Origin of the sequence: Sulfitobacter sp. W074 (assembly GCF_025142275.1) — a bacterium.
GTDB lineage: Bacteria > Pseudomonadota > Alphaproteobacteria > Rhodobacterales > Rhodobacteraceae > Sulfitobacter > Sulfitobacter profundi.
In genome coordinates this window covers 1,898,388-1,915,763 of sequence record NZ_CP081130.1, presented here as the reverse complement: position 1 = coordinate 1,915,763, position 17,376 = coordinate 1,898,388, and the positions used below count along the sequence as shown (strand labels likewise).

The 17,376-nt window shown below is 60.5% G+C and carries 19 protein-coding genes and 1 other RNA gene; 8 read left to right on the top strand and 12 right to left on the bottom strand.

All coding sequences use genetic code 11. The features are described 5' to 3' along the window. Nucleotides 1–13 precede the first annotated feature (13 nt). The 12 genes from K3762_RS09450 to K3762_RS09395 form a co-directional block, all read right to left on the bottom strand. The gene (locus K3762_RS09450; protein WP_132443408.1) at nucleotides 14–1,147 is read right to left on the bottom strand and encodes an NUDIX domain-containing protein; all 1,134 of its coding nucleotides are present in this window, start codon (nucleotides 1,145–1,147) and stop codon (nucleotides 14–16) included. 5 nt (nucleotides 1,148–1,152) lie between these two features. Beyond that, the gene (locus tag K3762_RS09445) at nucleotides 1,153–1,593 is read right to left on the bottom strand and encodes a TrgA family protein (protein ID WP_132443409.1); all 441 of its coding nucleotides are present in this window, start codon (nucleotides 1,591–1,593) and stop codon (nucleotides 1,153–1,155) included. Nucleotides 1,594–1,629: 36 nt separating this feature from the next. Next, on the bottom strand, nucleotides 1,630–2,841 hold the full coding sequence (locus K3762_RS09440) for a cyclopropane-fatty-acyl-phospholipid synthase family protein (RefSeq protein ID WP_120351059.1): 1,212 nt from the start codon (nucleotides 2,839–2,841) through the stop codon (nucleotides 1,630–1,632). 62 nt (nucleotides 2,842–2,903) lie between these two features. Then, nucleotides 2,904–4,325: a deoxyribodipyrimidine photo-lyase gene (locus tag K3762_RS09435; protein WP_206054256.1), complete on the bottom strand. Its 1,422-nt coding sequence runs from the start codon at nucleotides 4,323–4,325 to the stop codon at nucleotides 2,904–2,906. A gap of 61 nt (nucleotides 4,326–4,386) precedes the next feature. Next, nucleotides 4,387–5,610 carry an aminotransferase class V-fold PLP-dependent enzyme gene (locus K3762_RS09430; RefSeq protein ID WP_132443411.1) on the bottom strand — a complete coding sequence of 408 codons (1,224 nt, stop codon included), beginning with the start codon at nucleotides 5,608–5,610 and terminating at the stop codon, nucleotides 4,387–4,389. A 98-nt stretch (nucleotides 5,611–5,708) separates the two neighbouring features. After that, on the bottom strand, nucleotides 5,709–7,346 hold the full coding sequence (locus K3762_RS09425; RefSeq protein WP_206054257.1) for a BCCT family transporter: 1,638 nt from the start codon (nucleotides 7,344–7,346) through the stop codon (nucleotides 5,709–5,711). Between the two features lie 175 nt (nucleotides 7,347–7,521). Then, complete coding sequence (locus K3762_RS09420; protein WP_260009084.1) at nucleotides 7,522–7,947, bottom strand: HIT family protein; 426 nt, start codon at nucleotides 7,945–7,947, stop codon at nucleotides 7,522–7,524. A 67-nt stretch (nucleotides 7,948–8,014) separates the two neighbouring features. Next, a complete protein-coding gene (gene acuI, locus K3762_RS09415) occupies nucleotides 8,015–9,001 on the bottom strand; it encodes an acryloyl-CoA reductase (protein WP_260009081.1) in 987 nt (328 codons plus the stop codon). 36 nt (nucleotides 9,002–9,037) lie between these two features. After that, a complete protein-coding gene (locus tag K3762_RS09410; protein ID WP_132443413.1) occupies nucleotides 9,038–10,141 on the bottom strand; it encodes a dimethylsulfoniopropionate demethylase in 1,104 nt (367 codons plus the stop codon). Then, nucleotides 10,141–10,641 carry a DinB family protein gene (locus tag K3762_RS09405; RefSeq protein WP_240791523.1) on the bottom strand — a complete coding sequence of 167 codons (501 nt, stop codon included), beginning with the start codon at nucleotides 10,639–10,641 and terminating at the stop codon, nucleotides 10,141–10,143. Before K3762_RS09405 ends, K3762_RS09410 begins: the two co-directional genes overlap by 1 nt. Then, nucleotides 10,638–11,270 (bottom strand): DUF1326 domain-containing protein, encoded by a 633-nt coding sequence (locus K3762_RS09400; RefSeq protein WP_067624702.1) that lies wholly within the window; start codon nucleotides 11,268–11,270, stop codon nucleotides 10,638–10,640. The genes K3762_RS09405 and K3762_RS09400 overlap by 4 nt, the downstream gene beginning before the upstream one ends. Before the next feature lies 1 nt (nucleotide 11,271). Then, nucleotides 11,272–12,060: a DUF2182 domain-containing protein gene (locus tag K3762_RS09395; protein WP_132443414.1), complete on the bottom strand. Its 789-nt coding sequence runs from the start codon at nucleotides 12,058–12,060 to the stop codon at nucleotides 11,272–11,274. 77 nt (nucleotides 12,061–12,137) lie between these two features. On the opposite strand from K3762_RS09395, the gene K3762_RS09390 reads away from it, so the two are divergent. The 8 genes from K3762_RS09390 to K3762_RS09355 all read left to right on the top strand — a co-directional run bounded on the left by K3762_RS09390 (nucleotide 12,138) and on the right by K3762_RS09355 (nucleotide 17,347). After that, entirely contained in the window at nucleotides 12,138–12,884 is a 747-nt protein-coding gene (locus tag K3762_RS09390; protein WP_260009075.1) for a FadR/GntR family transcriptional regulator, read from the top strand. A gap of 71 nt (nucleotides 12,885–12,955) precedes the next feature. Further along, nucleotides 12,956–13,303: a transfer-messenger RNA gene (gene ssrA / locus K3762_RS09385) on the top strand. 119 nt (nucleotides 13,304–13,422) lie between these two features. Beyond that, the gene (gene chrA / locus K3762_RS09380) at nucleotides 13,423–14,667 is read left to right on the top strand and encodes a chromate efflux transporter (protein ID WP_260009073.1); all 1,245 of its coding nucleotides are present in this window, start codon (nucleotides 13,423–13,425) and stop codon (nucleotides 14,665–14,667) included. Nucleotides 14,668–14,740: 73 nt separating this feature from the next. Continuing rightward, complete coding sequence (locus tag K3762_RS09375; RefSeq protein WP_067624690.1) at nucleotides 14,741–15,220, top strand: SspB family protein; 480 nt, start codon at nucleotides 14,741–14,743, stop codon at nucleotides 15,218–15,220. A 95-nt stretch (nucleotides 15,221–15,315) separates the two neighbouring features. After that, nucleotides 15,316–16,707 (top strand): class II fumarate hydratase, encoded by a 1,392-nt coding sequence (gene fumC / locus K3762_RS09370; RefSeq protein WP_067624687.1) that lies wholly within the window; start codon nucleotides 15,316–15,318, stop codon nucleotides 16,705–16,707. Continuing rightward, the gene (locus K3762_RS09365; RefSeq protein ID WP_067936542.1) at nucleotides 16,704–16,880 is read left to right on the top strand and encodes a DUF4169 family protein; all 177 of its coding nucleotides are present in this window, start codon (nucleotides 16,704–16,706) and stop codon (nucleotides 16,878–16,880) included. The genes fumC and K3762_RS09365 overlap by 4 nt, the downstream gene beginning before the upstream one ends. Beyond that, nucleotides 16,877–17,110, top strand: coding sequence for a ribbon-helix-helix domain-containing protein (locus tag K3762_RS09360; protein WP_120351048.1), 234 nt, complete (start codon nucleotides 16,877–16,879; stop codon nucleotides 17,108–17,110). Before K3762_RS09365 ends, K3762_RS09360 begins: the two co-directional genes overlap by 4 nt. Before the next feature lie 9 nt (nucleotides 17,111–17,119). Continuing rightward, nucleotides 17,120–17,347: an N-(5'-phosphoribosyl)anthranilate isomerase gene (locus K3762_RS09355; RefSeq protein ID WP_132443417.1), complete on the top strand. Its 228-nt coding sequence runs from the start codon at nucleotides 17,120–17,122 to the stop codon at nucleotides 17,345–17,347. The last annotated feature ends 29 nt before the right edge of the window (nucleotides 17,348–17,376 follow it).

The window sequence follows — 17,376 nt, the reverse complement described above, 5'->3', positions numbered from 1 at the left end:
GTTTGCCCCCAGTTCATGTTCCGTCCGGTTTAGCTGTCGCGCTCGCGGACCTCAAGCGTTCGCGGTGGCGGGCCAGCCAATAGGCGCTTGCCACCAATGGCGCATTGGCAAGCGCCTGCGCATCGGCCAAGGCCATCAGATCGTCAAAGGACATCAAATGCGACCGTATATCCTCGCCCTCTGAGGCCAAACCGCCCGTGCCGATGATATGATCCGGCAAATCCGCCAATCCCACGAAAATGTGAAAGAATTCCGTCGCATTGCCGGGAGAGGCATAAACGTTTCCTACGGGTTCCAAGGCACCTAATGTGATCCCCGCCTCTTCGAGCGCCTCGCGCCGTGCGGCGGCCTGCGGTGTCTCACCGGGATCAATATGGCCCGCGATGGGCTCTAACTGCCAGCAGGTGTGATCGCCCCGCGCCAAAGGGCCCATGCGGATCTGCTCAACCAGCAGCACGCGGTCGCGTGCGGGGTCATAAGGCAGCACCAACGCCGCATCCGCGCTGACAAAGACCGCGCGGTCGATCTCCTCGGACATGGCACCGTCGAAGGTCTCATGGCGGAGGGAAATTTCATCAAGGGCAAAGAACTTTGCGTAAACGCGATCTCGGCCGGTAATCTCAATCTTTCCGTCGAGGGCCAGCGGATCATGCGCGCTCGTTTCAGCCAGCACCTGTTGATGGGCGCGGCGGCGGATCATCGGGAACATCGCGTCGACCTCGGCGCGGGGGCGTTTGCCCATATAGCTCATCACCTCGCGCGCCGCGTGGCACGACAGCGCAGCCCAATCGGCCTCCCACTGTGCGAGCGACCACGGCCCCTGCGCCGTCCAGCGCCCCGGTTGCGGCAGATAGACCTCTGCCGCCTGCCCGTCTGCCAGCGTCACCGGCACCAGATCATAGTCAAAGGCGCCTTCATAGAAATCGAGCCGGGCAAAATCATCCGCACTCAGCCCTTGAACCAGCAGCCCTTCGGCCTGCGCGGCCTCGCATGTCTCAATCGTGGGAAACGGCCCCTCGGCGGCGGCTGAGACGCGGTAGCCCGGCAAGGTCGCAGGCCGCAGGTCAATCGCTCCGGCGGAACGGCCAAGCACAATTTCCAAAAGCGGCAAATGCCGCAGGGTGCCGTAAATAAAAAGATGTCGCATGGGGATCAGGACCAACGGTTATAAGCAAATTCGGTCAAAAGACCTGCGATCACAGCCCCGACAACGAGCGCCACACCGATGGGAAGTGTGGCAATCATCACCCCGAACTCCGCGCCGATCTGAAACACGGCAACGATGGCTTCGAAAGGATCGTCATAGCGGTTGCGCAGGGCCAGACGGACCATCTCATTCGCCGCCTGCAAAAAAATCGCCCAGAGCATCAGCACAAAGACCCCGGCCAACCCGTTATTGATCGCGGCCACTATGCCGCGCCCGGCGCGCTTGCCCATCACCCGCCAGCCCACCACAAGGCCAAGAAGGATGTTCAGCGGGAGGAAATACCCGAAATCCGTGCTTTCCGGCATCAGGGGCACCACCATGCCCGACAGGACAAAGGCCAGCACCGCGAGTGAGATCGCTGCCATAAGTCGTGCACCAGTCGGCATTTTCCGGCTCCTTGCGGGGATGGACCGCAGGGGCGGTCACACAGGTCGCCGTACCGTAATCTGCGTCACGTCGCAATTGCCACTGTCAAATGTCGCGGCACAGGAAGTGAGGTAAAAATTCCACATCCGGCGAAAGCGTTCGTCAAAGCCAAGCGCGGTGATCTGATCCCATTTTGCGTTAAAGGTCTCATGCCAGCGGCGCAGCGTGATGTCATAGCTCTTGCCGAACTCGACCGAGCGGTCGACCACCAGACCGGCGCGTTCCACCTGCTCGCGCAGCACCTTAGGGCTGGGCAACATGCCGCCCGGAAAGATGTATTTCTGAATGAAATCCACGCCGCGTTTGTAAACATCCCAGCGGGCGTGATCGACGGTGATGATCTGTAGCGTGGCTGCGCGTCCGGGCTTCAGCCTCTGGCGGACGGTCTCGAAATAGATCGGCCAATATTGCTCGCCTACCGCCTCGAACATCTCGATACTGGCGATGCCGTCATAGAGCCCGCGTTCATCGCGGTAGTCCTGCAATTTAAAGGTCACTCGGTCTGACAGCCCGGCTTTTTTGATCCGGTCCACGGCGTATTTATATTGCTCGGCACTGATCGTCAGCGCGGTGACGTGCAAGCCCCGTTCGGCAGCGGCATATTCAGCGAAACCGCCCCAGCCGCAGCCGATTTCCAACACGTGATCGCCCGGTTGAACCCCCATCTGATCGACCATGGATTTGTATTTGGCGGTCTGCGCGGCCTCTAGCGACATCTGCGCGCCGTCCTCGAACATGGCCGAGGAATAGGTCATCGTCTCATCCAGCCAAAGCCCGTAGAACTCATTGCCAAGATCATAGTGCTTGCTGATGTTGCGTTTGGCCTGCTTGCGGTTGTTGCGTTGCAGCCAAAAGCGGAACTTTTCGAACTGGCGCAGCAACCCTTGGCCCGGAAAGCCGTCGTAAACCGTCTCGTTCCCCGCATGCACCAGATCCATGAAGGCTTGCAGGTCGGGGGTCGACCACCATTCGTCAAGGTATGCGTCACAAAAGCCCAGATCGCCCTCGCGGATCAACCGGGCAAAGAGGTCATCGTTGTGGATATGCACTTCGGCCACCGGGCCGGGTTTGGCCCCTTCGGCCCGGAACGCGCGGCCATCGGGCAAGACGAAATCCACCCGCCCATGCTGCATCGCCTGCGCCATGGCAAAGACCTGCGGGAAATAGCGCGGCAGACCCTTCTGCCCCTCTGTTGTCGTCAGCTTCATACCTCGGTTCCGTTCTTGTTCTTGGCGCCTACTGTAACCGCAGGCTGCTGTTTCGCAAAAATTTAAAATTCACGATTGCGGTAGGCATCAAGCGCCCGTTCGCGCCCTTCCGAAAGATCGACGATCGGGTCGGGATAGTCGTCATCCGGGCTGAGGCCCCAGCGGCGCGGGACTGCGTCGAAATAGGCCAGCGCATCCTTGCTTGGCTTCGCGCGGCCCTCGGCGATCCAGCGGCGGGTATAGTCTCGGCCCTTGTCGAACCGATCAAGCTGGGTCTCAGGATTGAAGATGCGAAAGAACGGCGTTGCATCGGGGCCAGAGCCTGCGGCCCACTGCCAGCCCATCGCGTTATTAGCCGGATCCCAATCGATCAGGTGCTCTTCGAACCACTTTTGGCCGATGCGCCAGTGACACATGAGGTGTTTGGTCAGATAGCTCGCCACGATCATGCGGCCCCGGTTGTGCATTCGCCCGGTGACCTGCAATTCGCGCATGGCGGCATCGACAAAGGGCACGCCGGTGCGCCCCTGTTTCCACGCCAAGACCTCGGCGCGGCGCTCATCCTCGTTCCACGGGAAAGCCTGCCATTCCTCGCGCCAGTTTTGGTCAAGGATGCGCGGCGTGTGGTACATCAGATGATAAGCAAACTCGCGCCAAGCGAGTTCTTTCAGAAAGGTCTCTGCCCCCCGCTTGCCTTCTTGCATCGCACGCTGACCGGCATGCCAGCATTGCGCCGGGCTGATTTCGCCCAAAGAGAGGTTTTCGGACAGTGCAGAGGTGCCGTCTTTGCCCGGCATGTCGCGGCTTTCATCATAGCCTTCAATGATATGCGCGATGAAGGACCCCAGTCGCGCCTGCGCTGCGGCCTCGCCCAGACGGAAATAGGGGCGCACGATATCACGCCCGCGCTGCATCTCGGCATCCATCTGCCAATCGTCCAAGGCGTCACTCTCGGGCCAATTTTGGGGTGCTGCAATTTCGCTCGGGGTCGCCACGGGTGCCGCCACATCGCGGCCACGGACGGATTTCCAATAGGGGGTGAAGACCTTGTAAAAACCGCCGGTCTTGGTCTCGACCGTCCAAGGCTCGAACATCAGGTGTCCGGCAAAGCTGCTGGCCTCAATGCCCCCCTCTTTCAGCGCATCTTTGACCTTGGTGTCGCGGTCGATCGCGGCGGGATCATAGAGGCGGCTCCAATACACCGCCCCTGCCCCGGTCTGCTTGATCACATCGCGCAGAATGTCCAGCGCATCCCCCCGCCGCAGGGTCAGACGGCTGCCCTTTTCTGCAAGCGTCTCCCCCAGACAGGCCAGCGCCAGCCCCAGCCGAAACTTCGGTGCGGCCCCCAGAGCCTCTGACTGGTCGTCATGAATGAAAAGCGGGATCACCGGGCGGCCCGTCTTGCAGGCCGCCGCCAATGCAGAATGATCGCTCAGCCGCAGATCGCGGCGGAACCACATGATGATCGGGGAATTTTCGTTCACGTTCGGGGTCTTGCTCCTGGCCTGACCCCGAAACATAGCGCCCCCGCGCCGGGGTCAAGGCTCAGAGCAGATCATCCAGTGCGTTCAGCAGTTTATCCATCTCGTCCTTGGTGGTGTAATGGGTGAAGCTTAGCCGCAGCACGCCCGTGCTGTCATCCACCCCCATCGCGCCAAGCGCACGGCCCGCGTAGAAGGTCCCGCCGCCCGCCATGATGTCCCGCGCGGCCAGCGCCTGCGCCACGTCAAAACCGGGCCGGTCAAGCGCCAGTGCCACGGTCGGCGCACGTTTTTCCGCATCGCTCGGGCCGATCAGCCGTACGGAATTCCGCGCCGCCATGGCGTCCAGCAGCGGTTGCAGCAAAGCCGTCTCATGGGCCCGCATCGCATCATGCACGGCGACACCGCGCGCCGTCGCATCGGCGCTGCCGCCGATGTGGTGGGCGTGGAAAGCGTCGATATAATCCGCCATGCCTGCGCTGGCCGCGATCTGTGCATGATCCGGGCCCGCCGGGGTGAACCGCTTATAAAGTACATCGCCGTTGAAGTGATGCGCTTGGTTCGGCAGCAGTTCCGCCAGCGCCCGGCGGATAACCATGACGCCCTGATGTGGCCCAAAGGTCTTGTAGGCGGAGAAGAGGTAGATATCCGGCCCCAGCCCCCCGACATCGGCAAAGCCGTGGGGTGCATAAGACACACCGTCAACGCAGACGAAGGCACCAGCGGCATGGGCCAGCGCCGTGATCTCGGTCACAGGGTTGATTTCCCCCACCACGTTGGAGCAATGGGGAAAGCAGACCAGCCTGACCTTCTCGTCCAAGAGTTCTTCAAGCTTGGCCGGATCCAGATGCCCCGTCTCTGGATCGATCTGCCATTCACGGATTTCGATCCCCCGCTCGGCCAGCCGCCGCCATGGGCCGGTGTTGGCCTCATGGTCTTGGTTGGTCACGACGATCGCCTCACCGGGCTGCATCATCTGGCCGAAGGCCTGTGCCAGCACATAGGTGTTTTGCGTGGTCGAGGGGCCAAAGCTCAGCTCTTCCGGTGTCACGCCGAGGATCGCGGCCATGCGGGTGCGGGCCTCGTCCATCTCTTCTCCGCCAAGGCGGCTCGCCTCGTAGGGGGCGTAGGGCTGCACCTTTCGCTGGGTGTAAAAGCGATGCAACCGGTCGATCACTTGGCGGCAGGTGTAAGACCCACCGGCGTTCTCGAAAAAGGCCTGCCCCTGAAGGCTCGGCTCGGCAAAGGCGGGGAATTGGGCGCGGACCCAGTCGGAATCAATATGCATGGCGCGAAGGTCCACCGCTGCGCGGCCAAGGTCAAGCGCCCAAAGAAAACGGCGGCCCCAAGGAGCCGCCGTTGTTGGTGTCGCACTGCCTGTGGGGCCTAGCGAATTTTGCGCTCGTCCTGCAGGCCGCGGAAAATGCAGAAGCACATGAACAGCAGCAGCAGCGTGAACAACAACCCGGTAGAGATCACCATGGATTGCAGCGCCGCCAACCCGCCGCCGATCAGCAGAGCGATGGCCACGGCACCTTCAAAGATGCACCAGAACACCCGCTGCGGCACCGGCGCGTCGACCTTGCCGCCTGCGGTGATCGTGTCGATGACCAGCGAGCCGGAGTCCGACGAGGTGACGAAGAACACCACCACCAGCACGATGCCGATGAAAGAGGTGATCGAGGCCAGCGGAAGCGCGTCCAGCATCTTGAACAGCTGCAGCGGCAGGCCCGCATCTTGGGCTGCGGTGTAGCCGTCGTTCAGCACCTGATGGATCGCGGTGCCGCCAAAGATCGACATCCACAGCACACAGACGAGCGACGGGATCAACAGAACGCAAACGATGAATTCGCGCACGGTACGGCCCCGGCTGACGCGGGCGATAAACATGCCAACGAAAGGTGACCAGCTGATCCACCACGCCCAGTAGAACGCCGTCCACCCTTGGGAGAAGTTCACGTCTTCGCGGCCAAAGGGATTTGCCAGCGCGGGCAGATACTCAATGTAAGCCACCAGCGAGTCCCAGAAGAAGGTCAGCAGGAACACTGTCGGACCAACGATCAAGGTGAACAGCGCCAGCAAGGCGGCCAGCCCCATGTTGATCTCACTCAGCACCTTCACGCCGCCATCAAGGCCGCGCAGCACCGAAATCAGCGCCACGGCAGTAATGAGCGAGATCAGAACGACCTCGGAGGTGGTGCCAATCGGGATCCCGAACAGCTCGTTCAAACCCGCGTTCGCCTGCGTCGCGCCCAGCCCCAGTGAGGTGGCCAGACCAAAGAGCGTGGCAAAGACCGCGATGATGTCGATGATATGCCCGGGCCAGCCCCAAACACGTTCGCCCAGAACCGGGTAAAAGGCCGAGCGGATCGTCAGCGGCAGACCTTTGTTATAGGTGAACAACGCCAGCGCCAGCGCAACGACCGCGTAGATCGCCCAAGGGTGCAGACCCCAGTGATAGATCGTCGCCGCCATGCCAAGGCGGAGCGAACCGGCCTCATCACCTGTTGCCGCGCCCAGAGGGGCCCAGTCGGTGCGCAACCCGTTCTCTGTCGTGATTTCGCCCATGGAGGTCGAGAAATGCGTCAGCGGCTCGGACACGCCGTAGAACATCAGCCCGATGCCCATGCCCGCGGCGAAAAGCATCGCGAACCAGCCCAGATAGGTATAATCCGCAACCGCCTCATTACCGCCAAGACGGACATTGCCGAAAGGCGTGACAATCAGCAAAAGCGCAAAGATCACCACCAAATCGGCAGCGCCGATCAGGAACCAATCAAAGTTCTTGGTCGTAAAGTTAAACATGGCCGAGAAGATCGCGGCGGCCTGCTCTGGCAATGCAATGGTGTAAAAGACGAAGATCACCACAGCGATCCCCGAAATCAGAAAGACCGGGTTGTGAATATCCAGCCCGAACGGCCCGATCTGCCGCTCGATATTGTCTTGACCGATTTCATAATCGGTATTGATGACATCCGCCTTGCCCTCAGGCTCGGGGATGCCGTGCGAATTTGTATCGCTCATAATCTGTTCCCTCTTTGATGACAGATCACCACGCAGGACGCGGCTTCTGTTTTTCTCATCCGTGCGCAAAGGATAGAGGCTTGCGACCATTGGGCAAGCTCTTGCGGCCAAGCTCCCTTGGAAACTTGGCTAAAACGACCTTTTCGTTATCCGCTGCGACGTAAGTTTGGGGGGGTTACCCTGTCCCGAGCGCCGCTGCAATCGCATCGGCCTGTTCGCGAATCCGGTCCATGTCCCCTTGGACGCCGGGCGGGCGCAGCTTGTCGCCCTCATGGCGGGGCAAGATATGGTAGTGCAGGTGAAAGACCTCTTGCCCGCCCGCGGCTTCGTTGAATTGCTGCACCGTGATGCCATCAGCACCAAAGGCCCGCAGGCAGCCATTGCCGACCTTTTGAACCGTCGCCAGACAATCGGCCAACTGCGGTTGGCTGGCGTCGAGCATATTGCGGCAAGGCGACTTGGGGATCACCAAGCAATGCCCTTCGGCGCGGGGCATGATGTCCATAAAGCAATAGGTCTTGTCGTCTTCATAGACCTTGAAGCTGGGGATTTCTTTGCGCAGGATCTTGGCAAAGATATTGTCGTCGTCATAGGTGGCCATCATGCTCTCCTTCTGGCGGTCGGGGCGGCGTGGACCATTAACCACACCGCCCCGCGCCGAGGCAATATCAAGCGTTTACGTCGACAACCACCCGGCCCTTGACCTGCCCTTTGAGGATGTCCGCACCGAGTTGGGGCAAATCGCTGAGACCCGCGGGTTGAACCATCGCCTCCAGCTTCTCCATCGGCAGGTCTTTCGCCACCCGCTCCCATGCGCGCAGACGGTTGTCATAGGGCTGCATGACGCTGTCGATGCCCAACAGGTTAACGCCGCGCAGCAAGAAGGGGATCACCGTGGCGGGCAGTGCCGCGCCGCCCGCAAGGCCCACTGCAGCGACGCTCGCGCCATATTCCATCTGCCCCAAAACACGGGCCAGCATCGCGCCGCCCACGGCGTCAACACAGCCGCCCCATGTCTCGCCCTCGAGCGGGCGTTTGACCGTCTCATTAATCTCATCGCGCGCGACAATCCGGCTGGCCCCGAGGCTTTTGAGGTAGTCCTCGGTCTCGGTTCGCCCGGTGACGGCTGCCACCTCGTAACCGAGATTGGCAAGGATCGCGGTCGCGACCGAGCCCACGCCACCCGCGGCCCCCGTGACCAGCACCGGCCCTTTCTTGATCCCGTGGTCTTCTAACGCCATCACCGCCAGCATCGCGGTGAAGCCCGCCGTGCCCACGGCCATCGCTTTGCGCGTATCCAAACCCTTGGGCAGCGGCACCAGCCAGTCGGCCTTGACCCGCGCCTTTTGCGCATAGCCACCCCAATGCGCCTCGCCTACGCGCCAGCCGGTCAGCACGACCTTGTCGCCAGGTTTGTACCGCTCGTCACTCGACGTCTCGACCGTCCCGGCAAAGTCGATCCCCGGCACATGGGGATAGTTGCGGACCAGACCACCGCCGGGCCCAATGCAGAGCCCGTCTTTGTAGTTCACAGTCGAATATTCCACCGCGACCGTCACCTCGGCTTCGGGCAGTTGATCCTCGGTGATCTGGGTCACCTCAGCATGGGTCTTGCCATCGTCATCTTTGTTCACGATCAAGGCATTAAAGCTCATCTTTCATCTCCTTTTCAGGTTTCAATTTGCCGGGCCTCAGGCCCAGAAACTCTCACGCACGGTCACATCCCGCAGGCCCTCGGGTGTCTGAACCTGCAACCGCGTGCCCGGATCCCAATGGGTCATCCGCACCATTCCGATAGCGACATTCACCCCAAAATCAGGCGACCAAATGGTCGAGGTCACCTGCCCCACGCGCTTGTCACCTGCCATCAGCGGCCAAGCTCGGTCACAAAGCGGCACCGGATCGCCCGCAATCTCTAGGGGGCGTATCTGTTGCACCGGGCCTTCCTTGGCCACCCGTAGCAGCGCATCTCTGCCGATACAGCCCATCGCGGCATGGGTGTCGCAAAGCTTGCCAAGGCCGCATTCATGCGGGGTGTTATCGTCGGTCATGTCATTGCCATAGCTCAACATTCCGCCTTCGATCCGCTCTATTAGATTTGGGCAGCCCGCGCGCACGTCCAAATCGCGCCCCGCCTCGAACAGAGCATCCCACAGCGGCATGGCGATATCCGCGCCCTCTGCGTAGATCTCAAAGCCGCCCTGTTTGGAGTAGCCAGACCGCGCGATATTCATGGCGCGCCCTTGGAAGTGGAATTCACCGAAGCGGAAAAACTTTACCTCCCGCACCGCCGCACCAAAGAGGCGTTCCATCAGGTCTTCGGCCTTTGGCCCCTGCACTGCCAGCAGGTTCACATCCGGCTCGTCCACCAGCACATCTAAGTGATAACCGTTGCATATCCCCTTGGCCCAGAACAATAAATCACTGTCAGCGATGGAGATCCACCAGCGATCCTCGGCCAGTTTCACCGCCACCGGATCATTAAGCATACCGCCCGTCTCATCGACGATCGGCACATAGACGCAGCGCCCCGGCGCCACTTCACGCAGATCGCGCGGTGTCAGCATTTGCATCAACCGCGACGCATCCGGCCCCCGCAGCTCAACCTGTCTTTCGCAAGCCACGTCCCAGACTTGGACGGCTTTCTTCAAGTGATGGTAATCGGCCTCGGTGCTTTCAAAGACGGTGGGCAGCAGCATTCGGTTATAGACGGTGTAGGCCTTCACGCCTGCCGCCTCTACCCCGGCAGAAAAGGGCGTGCGCCGTATCCGGCGCGAGGGGGAGAGTTCAGCCATCACACGTCCTCCGGCATAAAGATAAGATCGGTCACTGGCGCATCGTACCCGGCGCTGGTCAGCATGGCATGCACCTGCCCCCGATGATGGGTCTGGTGGTTAAAGAAATGCACGACGGTTTGCGCCAAGGGAGTGGTAACCTCGCGCTGCATGATGCCGGAATACCAAGAGAAATCGGCATCCAAAGCCTCCTGTCGAAGGCCATGGGCCCAATCCTTTATCGCCGCGTCGCACTCGCGCCGCGTGGTGCGCCAAGCCATACCGGTGGGGCAAAGTTCGGTGTCCGGCCGCTCCGGCTTGGGCAAGGCGGGATCAAAACGGGACAACCAGATTTGATCACACCAAAGAAGATGGTTGAGGGTGCCCAAGATCGAGCCGAAAAACGCCTTGCGATCTTGCGTTAACGCATCCTCGTCCATCACCTCAATAACGCTTGCCAACTGTTTGTTTTGCCATGCGTTATAGCGCGCTATTTCCTGAGCATAACCGGGGGTGATCACGCAGCACCCTGCCAATCGATCGCGCAGACCTCAGCCGATTTGCCGCCGAAATCCCAAACCCGCCCATAGTCGCGGACCTTAGATTTCACCCCACGCGCCGCCACGATATTTGGTCCCATCCAGTATTTGGAGTTGGTGATCGTCACCGGCTCACCCGGTTCGGCCCCGGCGAGCAGTTCGATCTCGCCGTTGATCTTCCGGCCGATGTTAATGACACGGCGGTTGCCGTCGCGAATAATCTCAACCGGCGCACGTTCGGCGCCGATGATCTCACTCACCAGCATGGTAAACAGCCCCGTTGTGCCGCCCGCCGCGCCGCTGAAGATTTTCAACAGCCCGTCATAGGCCGCCTCGCTCGCGCGGTCGTCCACATAGGCGGCGACCTTCCAGTTCCCCTCGCCCATACGGCCAGGGATGTCGACCAACAGGCCCACGTTCAGCCCTGCCAAATCCTCCCCTTCGAAATGGCCTTCGTCGATCACGATGCCCATCCACGCATGGCAGTGGCCTTCGGTCGGCAAATGCGCGCCAAGGCTGACCACGCAGGGGCAGAAGACGTCGCAAGAGCAGTTGAGGAAAAGCTCGCCTTTTACGGCCCAATTCGCGGGTGTCATCTCTCTGTTTGGCATATTATCCTCCTGTGAACACGGGCCAACCCGCCACGACGAACGCGCCGAGGATCAGGGTTAAACCCATTGGTTTTGTTACGTAATGTCCGATTTGCGGTAGCTTTTCGATGACCATGAAAAGCGTCGCCAGCCCCATCCAAGCAAGGTTCATCACCCCACCGGCAAAGCCGAGCACCATAAAGCCCCAGCAGCAGCCCGCACAAAAGGCGCCAAGGCCCAATCCCATGCGGAAACCGCCTGCGACACCGGGGCGCCAATGGCCCATGAAATACATCATCGGAGAGTGGCAGACGCCGTGGCAGAGCTCCTTGGCGCGGGTGAATTGGAACAGGCCGACGCCCAGTAGCAGCGCCGCCGCAGTCCAGCGCGATTTGGCGATGCCCAGCATGTCGATGGCCCCGCCGTGCAAGAGAAGCAATTGCAGCCCTGCGATCCCCGCCGCAAAGGCAAGCCAGACCGCGAAGTAGCCTGCAAGCACCGCCAGCCAGCCCGCGCGGGTGCCGTTGGCCGAGGTCATGAGGTCTTCGTAAGCGCGCAGCGTCGGGACCATGGTCGGGACCATCATCGCAGCCATCATCGCCCCCCACATCGTGAAAAGCGGAAAGAAGCGCGCCATGGGCATATACATATCCATGCCCGGATCCATCTGCCGCATCCGTTCACCCATCGTGCCCGGACGACCCAGCAGATCGACATCCATCTGCATCGCCATGCTGTACATCATCCACCAAGCCGCTAGAATCAGGGCGAAAAACCCCAGCCAAAGTGTTGACCGTACCATGCCCGTCATCGCCGCCCTCCCCTGCGTGCTCTTGTAGATTTAATGTCAGACAATTAAACTCCTCGCAAACACTAATTGTAAGACATATGAAAATCGATCCAAGCAGCCCCGCCGATCTATCGGCTCAAATCGCCACGGCCATTCGCGACGCCATCATCGGCGGGCGTCTGATCGTCGACCAACGCCTGCCATCTGAGGCGGAATTGGCCGAGCAGTTCGAGGTCTCTCGCCCCACGGTGCGCGAAGCGTTGAAGCGCCTTGCCGCGCAATCGCTGATCCGCACGCAGCGCGGGGCCACGGGGGGCGCTTTCGTGAATCGCCTCAGCTTTCCAGATGCTTACGCGCAGCAGATCACCACATCTACGTTGCTATTGTCGATGAACGCGGTGAGTTTCGAAACGGCATGCGAAGCCCGCTTCGCCCTAGAGCGCGCATGCGCGCCCCTCTCGGCGGAGCGGCGCACGGCGGATCACCTTGCCACGATGCGCGCTGAAATCCACCGGCAGGCGCAGGCGGGGCTGACCGATGAAGCGTTCTGCGCGTCCGATGTCGCCTTCCACCGGGCGCTGGTTGACGGCGCGGGCAACCCGGTGCTGAGCTATCAACTTGCCGGTGCGGTCGAAGCCATGCAGCCTTTGATGAATATGATCACCTTCACTGCAAGAGATCGGGCGCGGATCATTGCCCTGCACCAAGAGATTGCCAATGCCGCAGAAGCGCAGAACGGCAAAGCGGTAACGGCAGGATTGACGGCGCTGGAAGCGGAGACCCAAGACCTTGCCCAGAGCGTTTTCGCCGCGCGTGCTGCGCGGAACGCCGGAAAGGCTGGCTGAGAAGTTGCGACTTCACTTATAAATCAATCGGGTGCGCGTGAACCTTGATGTCATTATTTCCCGCCGTCGCACCCCTTGCAATTCACCCATGACGGCCCTACTTTAATCTTGTCCTTCGGGACTATGGACATAAACGCGCTCGTAATAAGCGGTTCGGACCCGGGGGCGGTACCCGGCGGCTCCACCAAACATCCTTCATTTGGGGATCATGGGGCCGAAATAGGATCGACGAACGTCTAAAGGGGTTGCTTTGTTTCGGTGAGATACCACCGTTATCGGTTCAAACTGTACAATTGCAAATGACAATCGTGCTCCAGTTGCGATGGCCGCGTAAGCGGTTTCAGCGACTGAAATCTAAGTCCTTAGGCTTTGCAGCTTAAGGCGGGGTTCGCAGGTACCTGGCAACAGAAACCTGCACTTTTCCCCTCCATATCTCGGCGAATTCAATTGCTTGAGCGGTGTTCTTGACCCTGCGCTTCCGTGCCCCTATCCGTTATAAAACGAAGCCGCTGTGGCTTCTTACGCGCAGGAAGTTCGCATGACCCCGCCCAGTTGGCCCGAAATGTTTCGCGTCTTCGGACGCATCGGGCTGATGTCATTCGGCGGCCCCGCAGCGCAGATCGCCGTGATGCACCGTGAGTTGGTCGAGGACCGCCCGTGGCTAAGCGAGCAGACCTACCTGCGGGCGCTCTCACTCTGTATGCTGTTGCCCGGACCGGAAGCGATGCAACTGGCGACCTATGCGGGCTGGCGTCTGCGCGGTGTGGCTGGCGGGCTGCTCGGCGGGTTGCTTTTCGTGGTGCCGGGGGCGGCATTCATCGCTGTGCTGGCTTTGCTATATGCGTGGTATGGGCAGTTGCCCCTTGTGCAGACGGCTTTTCTCGGCATCAAGGCCGCCGTCATTATCGTGGTATTCCAAGCGCTTCTGAAAGTTTCTTCAAAGGCGTTGCATGGGCGTCTTGGCTGGGCGCTGGCCTTTGGGTCGTTCATCGGCATTTTTGTTCTGGGCTTGCCATTTCCACTGATCATTCTGCTGGCCGGTGCCATCGGGATGTTGACCAAAAGCCCCACTGCGGTGGCCGAGCCGGCAAATCTGCCACCTGCGCGCAGTCTGCGCACCCTGCTGATCTGGGGCGGACTTTGGGCCGCGCCGCTTGTGCTGTTGGCGCTGCTGGGTGAGGACTTTTTGCTGCAACTCAGCCTGTTCTTCTCCAAACTCGCTGTGGTGACCTTCGGCGGTGCCTATGCCGTGCTGGCCTATATGACCCAGACAGTGGTTCAGGATTTCGGTTGGATTAACACGGACCAAATGATTGACGCACTCGGCTTGGCCGAGACGACGCCCGGCCCGCTGATCCTCGTTACGCAATTTGTCGGGATGTTGGCAGGCTTTGCCCAAAGCGGCCCGTCGGGCGCGCTCGCTGCCGGGCTGCTGGCGCTTTGGGTGACTTTCACGCCATGCTTTTTGTGGATTTTCCTTGCAGGCCCGTATCTTGAGGCGCTTTCTGAACAGCCGCGCATCGCGGGGGCGCTGCGGGCCATCACGGCGGCAGTGGTGGGGGTTATCGCCAATCTCTCGGTCTGGTTTGCGCTGCATGTGCTGTTTGATCGGGTCGCCCCTGGGGTCACCCTCGCCCTGCCCGCGCCGGTTTGGGCAAGCTTCAATCCGCTGGCCGCCGCGCTCACCCTATTGGCCGCTGTGCTGATGCTGGCGCTCAAGCGTGGTTTTGTCGTCACGATGATCCTGCTCGCGGTGCTTGCTCTGCTCCTTCGCGCGATTTAGCGCCGCGCCCCCTTTCACTCGCCTGTGAATGGGGTATGCTGAACCCTGCCCATCGCCCGGACCGGAGAGAAGAATGAGCCGCAGCATTGATTACGGCAACCTGATGCACGAAGCCATGCGGGGTTTGATCCGCAGGGTCTTGCAGGATGTATCGGACCAAGGGCTACCGGGGAATCACCACTTTTTCATCACCTTCGATACCTCGCATCCGGATGCGGAATTGGCCGATTGGCTCTCCGACCGTTATCCCGATGAGATGACCGTGGTGATGCAGCACTGGTACGATGGGCTTGATGTGGGCGCAGACGGATTTGCCATCACGCTGAACTTCGGCGATGCGCCCGAGCCGCTTTATATTCCCTACGACGCGATCCGCACCTTTGTGGACCCTTCGGTTGAGTTCGGCCTGCGGTTCGAACAGCAAGAAACCGAAGAAGAAGACGAAGATCGCGACGAGGCCACGCTTGACCAAACTGATGAGGAAGAGCTGGAAGTCGCGGAAGAGCCCGCCAAGGACGCCGAGATCGTCTCGCTCGATTCCTTTCGGAAGTAGCGCAGGATTGGCCGTTAGCGCCATCCCTGCATTGCGCAGACCGTAAGGCGCAGGTACACCGCTGGGCAACGATAAGTCACAGCAGGAGCCACAAAATGGCCGATACCCGCACCGAAACCGACAGCTTTGGTCCGCTCGAAGTTCCTTCCGATAAATATTGGGGCGCGCAGACGCAGCGCTCGATCATCAACTTCCCAATCGGCTGGGAAAAGCAGCCCATCGCCATCGTGCGCGCGCTTGGCGTGATCAAGAAGGCCTGCGCGCAGGCCAATGTGGCACAGGGTTCGCTTGATGAGGACCGCGGCAAGGCGATCGTTCAGGCCGCTGGCGAAGTTTTTGAGGGCAAGTTCGACGACAACTTCCCGCTGGTTGTCTGGCAGACCGGCTCGGGCACCCAGTCGAACATGAACGCCAACGAGGTTATCGCCAACCGCGCGATTGAGCTTATGGGCGGCACCATCGGGTCCAAAGACCCAGTGCACCCCAACGATCACTGCAACATGGGCCAGTCGTCAAACGACACTTTCCCAACCGCCATGCATATCGCCACCGCGATGACGGCGCGGGACGTGCTGCTGCCGGGGCTGGAGAAGCTGCACGGCGCGCTGCAAAAGAAAGTCGAGGAATTCGACGGCATCATCAAGATCGGCCGCACCCACACGCAGGATGCGACGCCTCTGACGCTGAGCCAAGAATTCTCAGGCTACACCCATCAGGTCGCCATGAGCATCGCGCGCGTGCGCGACGCGCTTGGCCGCATCTATGAACTGGCCCAAGGCGGCACCGCCGTTGGCACCGGGCTGAACACCCAAAAGGGCTGGGCCGAAACCGTGGCGCATAATATGGCCGAGATCACGGGCCTGCCCTTCGTCACCGCGCCGAACAAGTTCGAGGCGCTCGCCGCCCATGACGCGATGGTCGAGATTTCTGGTGCGCTGAAAACCGTCTCCGCCAGCCTGTTCAAAATCGCCAATGACATCCGCCTGCTGGGGTCCGGCCCGCGTTGTGGTCTGGGCGAGTTGATCCTGCCCGAGAACGAACCCGGCTCGTCGATCATGCCGGGCAAGGTCAACCCGACCCAGTGCGAGGCGCTGACGCAAGTTTGCATTCATGTGATGGGCAACGACGCGGCGGTTGGCTTTGCCGGGTCTCAGGGACATTTTGAGCTGAACGTCTACAAGCCTATGATGGCCTATAACGTTCTGCAATCCATGCAGCTTTTGGGGGACGCCGCCTCGGCATTCACTGATAATCTGGTGGTTGACCTCAAGGCCGACGCGGACCGCATCGAAAAGCTGATGCGCGAGTCGCTGATGCTGGTGACCGCGCTGGCGCCCGAAATCGGCTATGACAATGCCACCAAGGTCGCCAAGACCGCGCATAAGAACGGCACCACGTTGAAAGAAGAGGCCATCGCACTGGGCTTCGTGGATGCCGAAACCTTTGAACGGGTCGTGCGGCCCGAAAATATGATCGGACCAAAATGAGTGCGCCCATCAACCTTAACAAGGTGAAGAAAGAGCGAGACCGTTCGTCTCGCAAAGCACGCGCGAACGAAAACGCCGTGGGTTTTGGCCAGACCAAAGCGCAGAAAGACGCGCTGAAAGCCCGCGCCGAGCAGATCGCCCGCAATCTGGAAGCGCATAAGCGCGAGACATGAACGCGCGGCCCCGCAAACATTCGGTGACCCTACGGGGTCACCGGACATCAATCTCTCTCGAAGATGAATTCTGGGATGAGTTCCGGGCCATTGCCGCCGCGCGGGGGCTGCCGATCAATGCGCTGGTGACTGAGATCGACGCGGCGCGCGGGCTGGACATCGGGCTTGCCGGGGCAATCCGGTTGTTCGTGTTGCGCGCGTTAAAGGAACGTTTACCAAAGGCAGATTAGCGTCGGGCCATGGCCCTCGGATCCCCTCTCTCACCCGCCGCTTGGCTGGATGATATTTTTGCCTCTAAGGCGGCCATTCGCGGACAGGTCATTCGACGTAAAGCGCGCGCTATTGAGAAGTTTGTCGGACGCCAAGAATTTGAAGACGAATTGAAACGTCGTGGTTTCCAAGCGGTTGAGAACGCCGGACAGGTCATCATATTTTGCAATAGAGAACCCATCCGGCGGATTGCCTAGCCGTTTTCTTTTAAAGAAAACGGATCCGG

What these genes read in the sequence shown, in the direction of transcription:
- K3762_RS09450 (WP_132443408.1), bottom strand. Translation starts at nt 1,147, where the DNA reads ATGCGACATCTTTTTATTTACGGCACCCTGCGGCATTTGCCGCTTTTG.
- K3762_RS09445 (WP_132443409.1), bottom strand. Translation starts at nt 1,593, where the DNA reads ATGCCGACTGGTGCACGACTTATGGCAGCGATCTCACTCGCGGTGCTG.
- K3762_RS09440 (WP_120351059.1), bottom strand. Translation starts at nt 2,841, where the DNA reads ATGAAGCTGACGACAACAGAGGGGCAGAAGGGTCTGCCGCGCTATTTC.
- K3762_RS09430 (WP_132443411.1), bottom strand. Translation starts at nt 5,610, where the DNA reads ATGCATATTGATTCCGACTGGGTCCGCGCCCAATTCCCCGCCTTTGCC.
- K3762_RS09425 (WP_206054257.1), bottom strand. Translation starts at nt 7,346, where the DNA reads ATGAGCGATACAAATTCGCACGGCATCCCCGAGCCTGAGGGCAAGGCG.
- K3762_RS09420 (WP_260009084.1), bottom strand. Translation starts at nt 7,947, where the DNA reads ATGGCCACCTATGACGACGACAATATCTTTGCCAAGATCCTGCGCAAA.
- acuI (WP_260009081.1), bottom strand. Translation starts at nt 9,001, where the DNA reads ATGAGCTTTAATGCCTTGATCGTGAACAAAGATGACGATGGCAAGACC.
- K3762_RS09410 (WP_132443413.1), bottom strand. Translation starts at nt 10,141, where the DNA reads ATGGCTGAACTCTCCCCCTCGCGCCGGATACGGCGCACGCCCTTTTCT.
- K3762_RS09400 (WP_067624702.1), bottom strand. Translation starts at nt 11,270, where the DNA reads ATGCCAAACAGAGAGATGACACCCGCGAATTGGGCCGTAAAAGGCGAG.
- K3762_RS09395 (WP_132443414.1), bottom strand. Translation starts at nt 12,060, where the DNA reads ATGACGGGCATGGTACGGTCAACACTTTGGCTGGGGTTTTTCGCCCTG.
- K3762_RS09390 (WP_260009075.1), top strand. Translation starts at nt 12,138, where the DNA reads ATGAAAATCGATCCAAGCAGCCCCGCCGATCTATCGGCTCAAATCGCC.
- chrA (WP_260009073.1), top strand. Translation starts at nt 13,423, where the DNA reads ATGACCCCGCCCAGTTGGCCCGAAATGTTTCGCGTCTTCGGACGCATC.
- K3762_RS09375 (WP_067624690.1), top strand. Translation starts at nt 14,741, where the DNA reads ATGAGCCGCAGCATTGATTACGGCAACCTGATGCACGAAGCCATGCGG.
- fumC (WP_067624687.1), top strand. Translation starts at nt 15,316, where the DNA reads ATGGCCGATACCCGCACCGAAACCGACAGCTTTGGTCCGCTCGAAGTT.
- K3762_RS09365 (WP_067936542.1), top strand. Translation starts at nt 16,704, where the DNA reads ATGAGTGCGCCCATCAACCTTAACAAGGTGAAGAAAGAGCGAGACCGT.
- K3762_RS09360 (WP_120351048.1), top strand. Translation starts at nt 16,877, where the DNA reads ATGAACGCGCGGCCCCGCAAACATTCGGTGACCCTACGGGGTCACCGG.
- K3762_RS09355 (WP_132443417.1), top strand. Translation starts at nt 17,120, where the DNA reads ATGGCCCTCGGATCCCCTCTCTCACCCGCCGCTTGGCTGGATGATATT.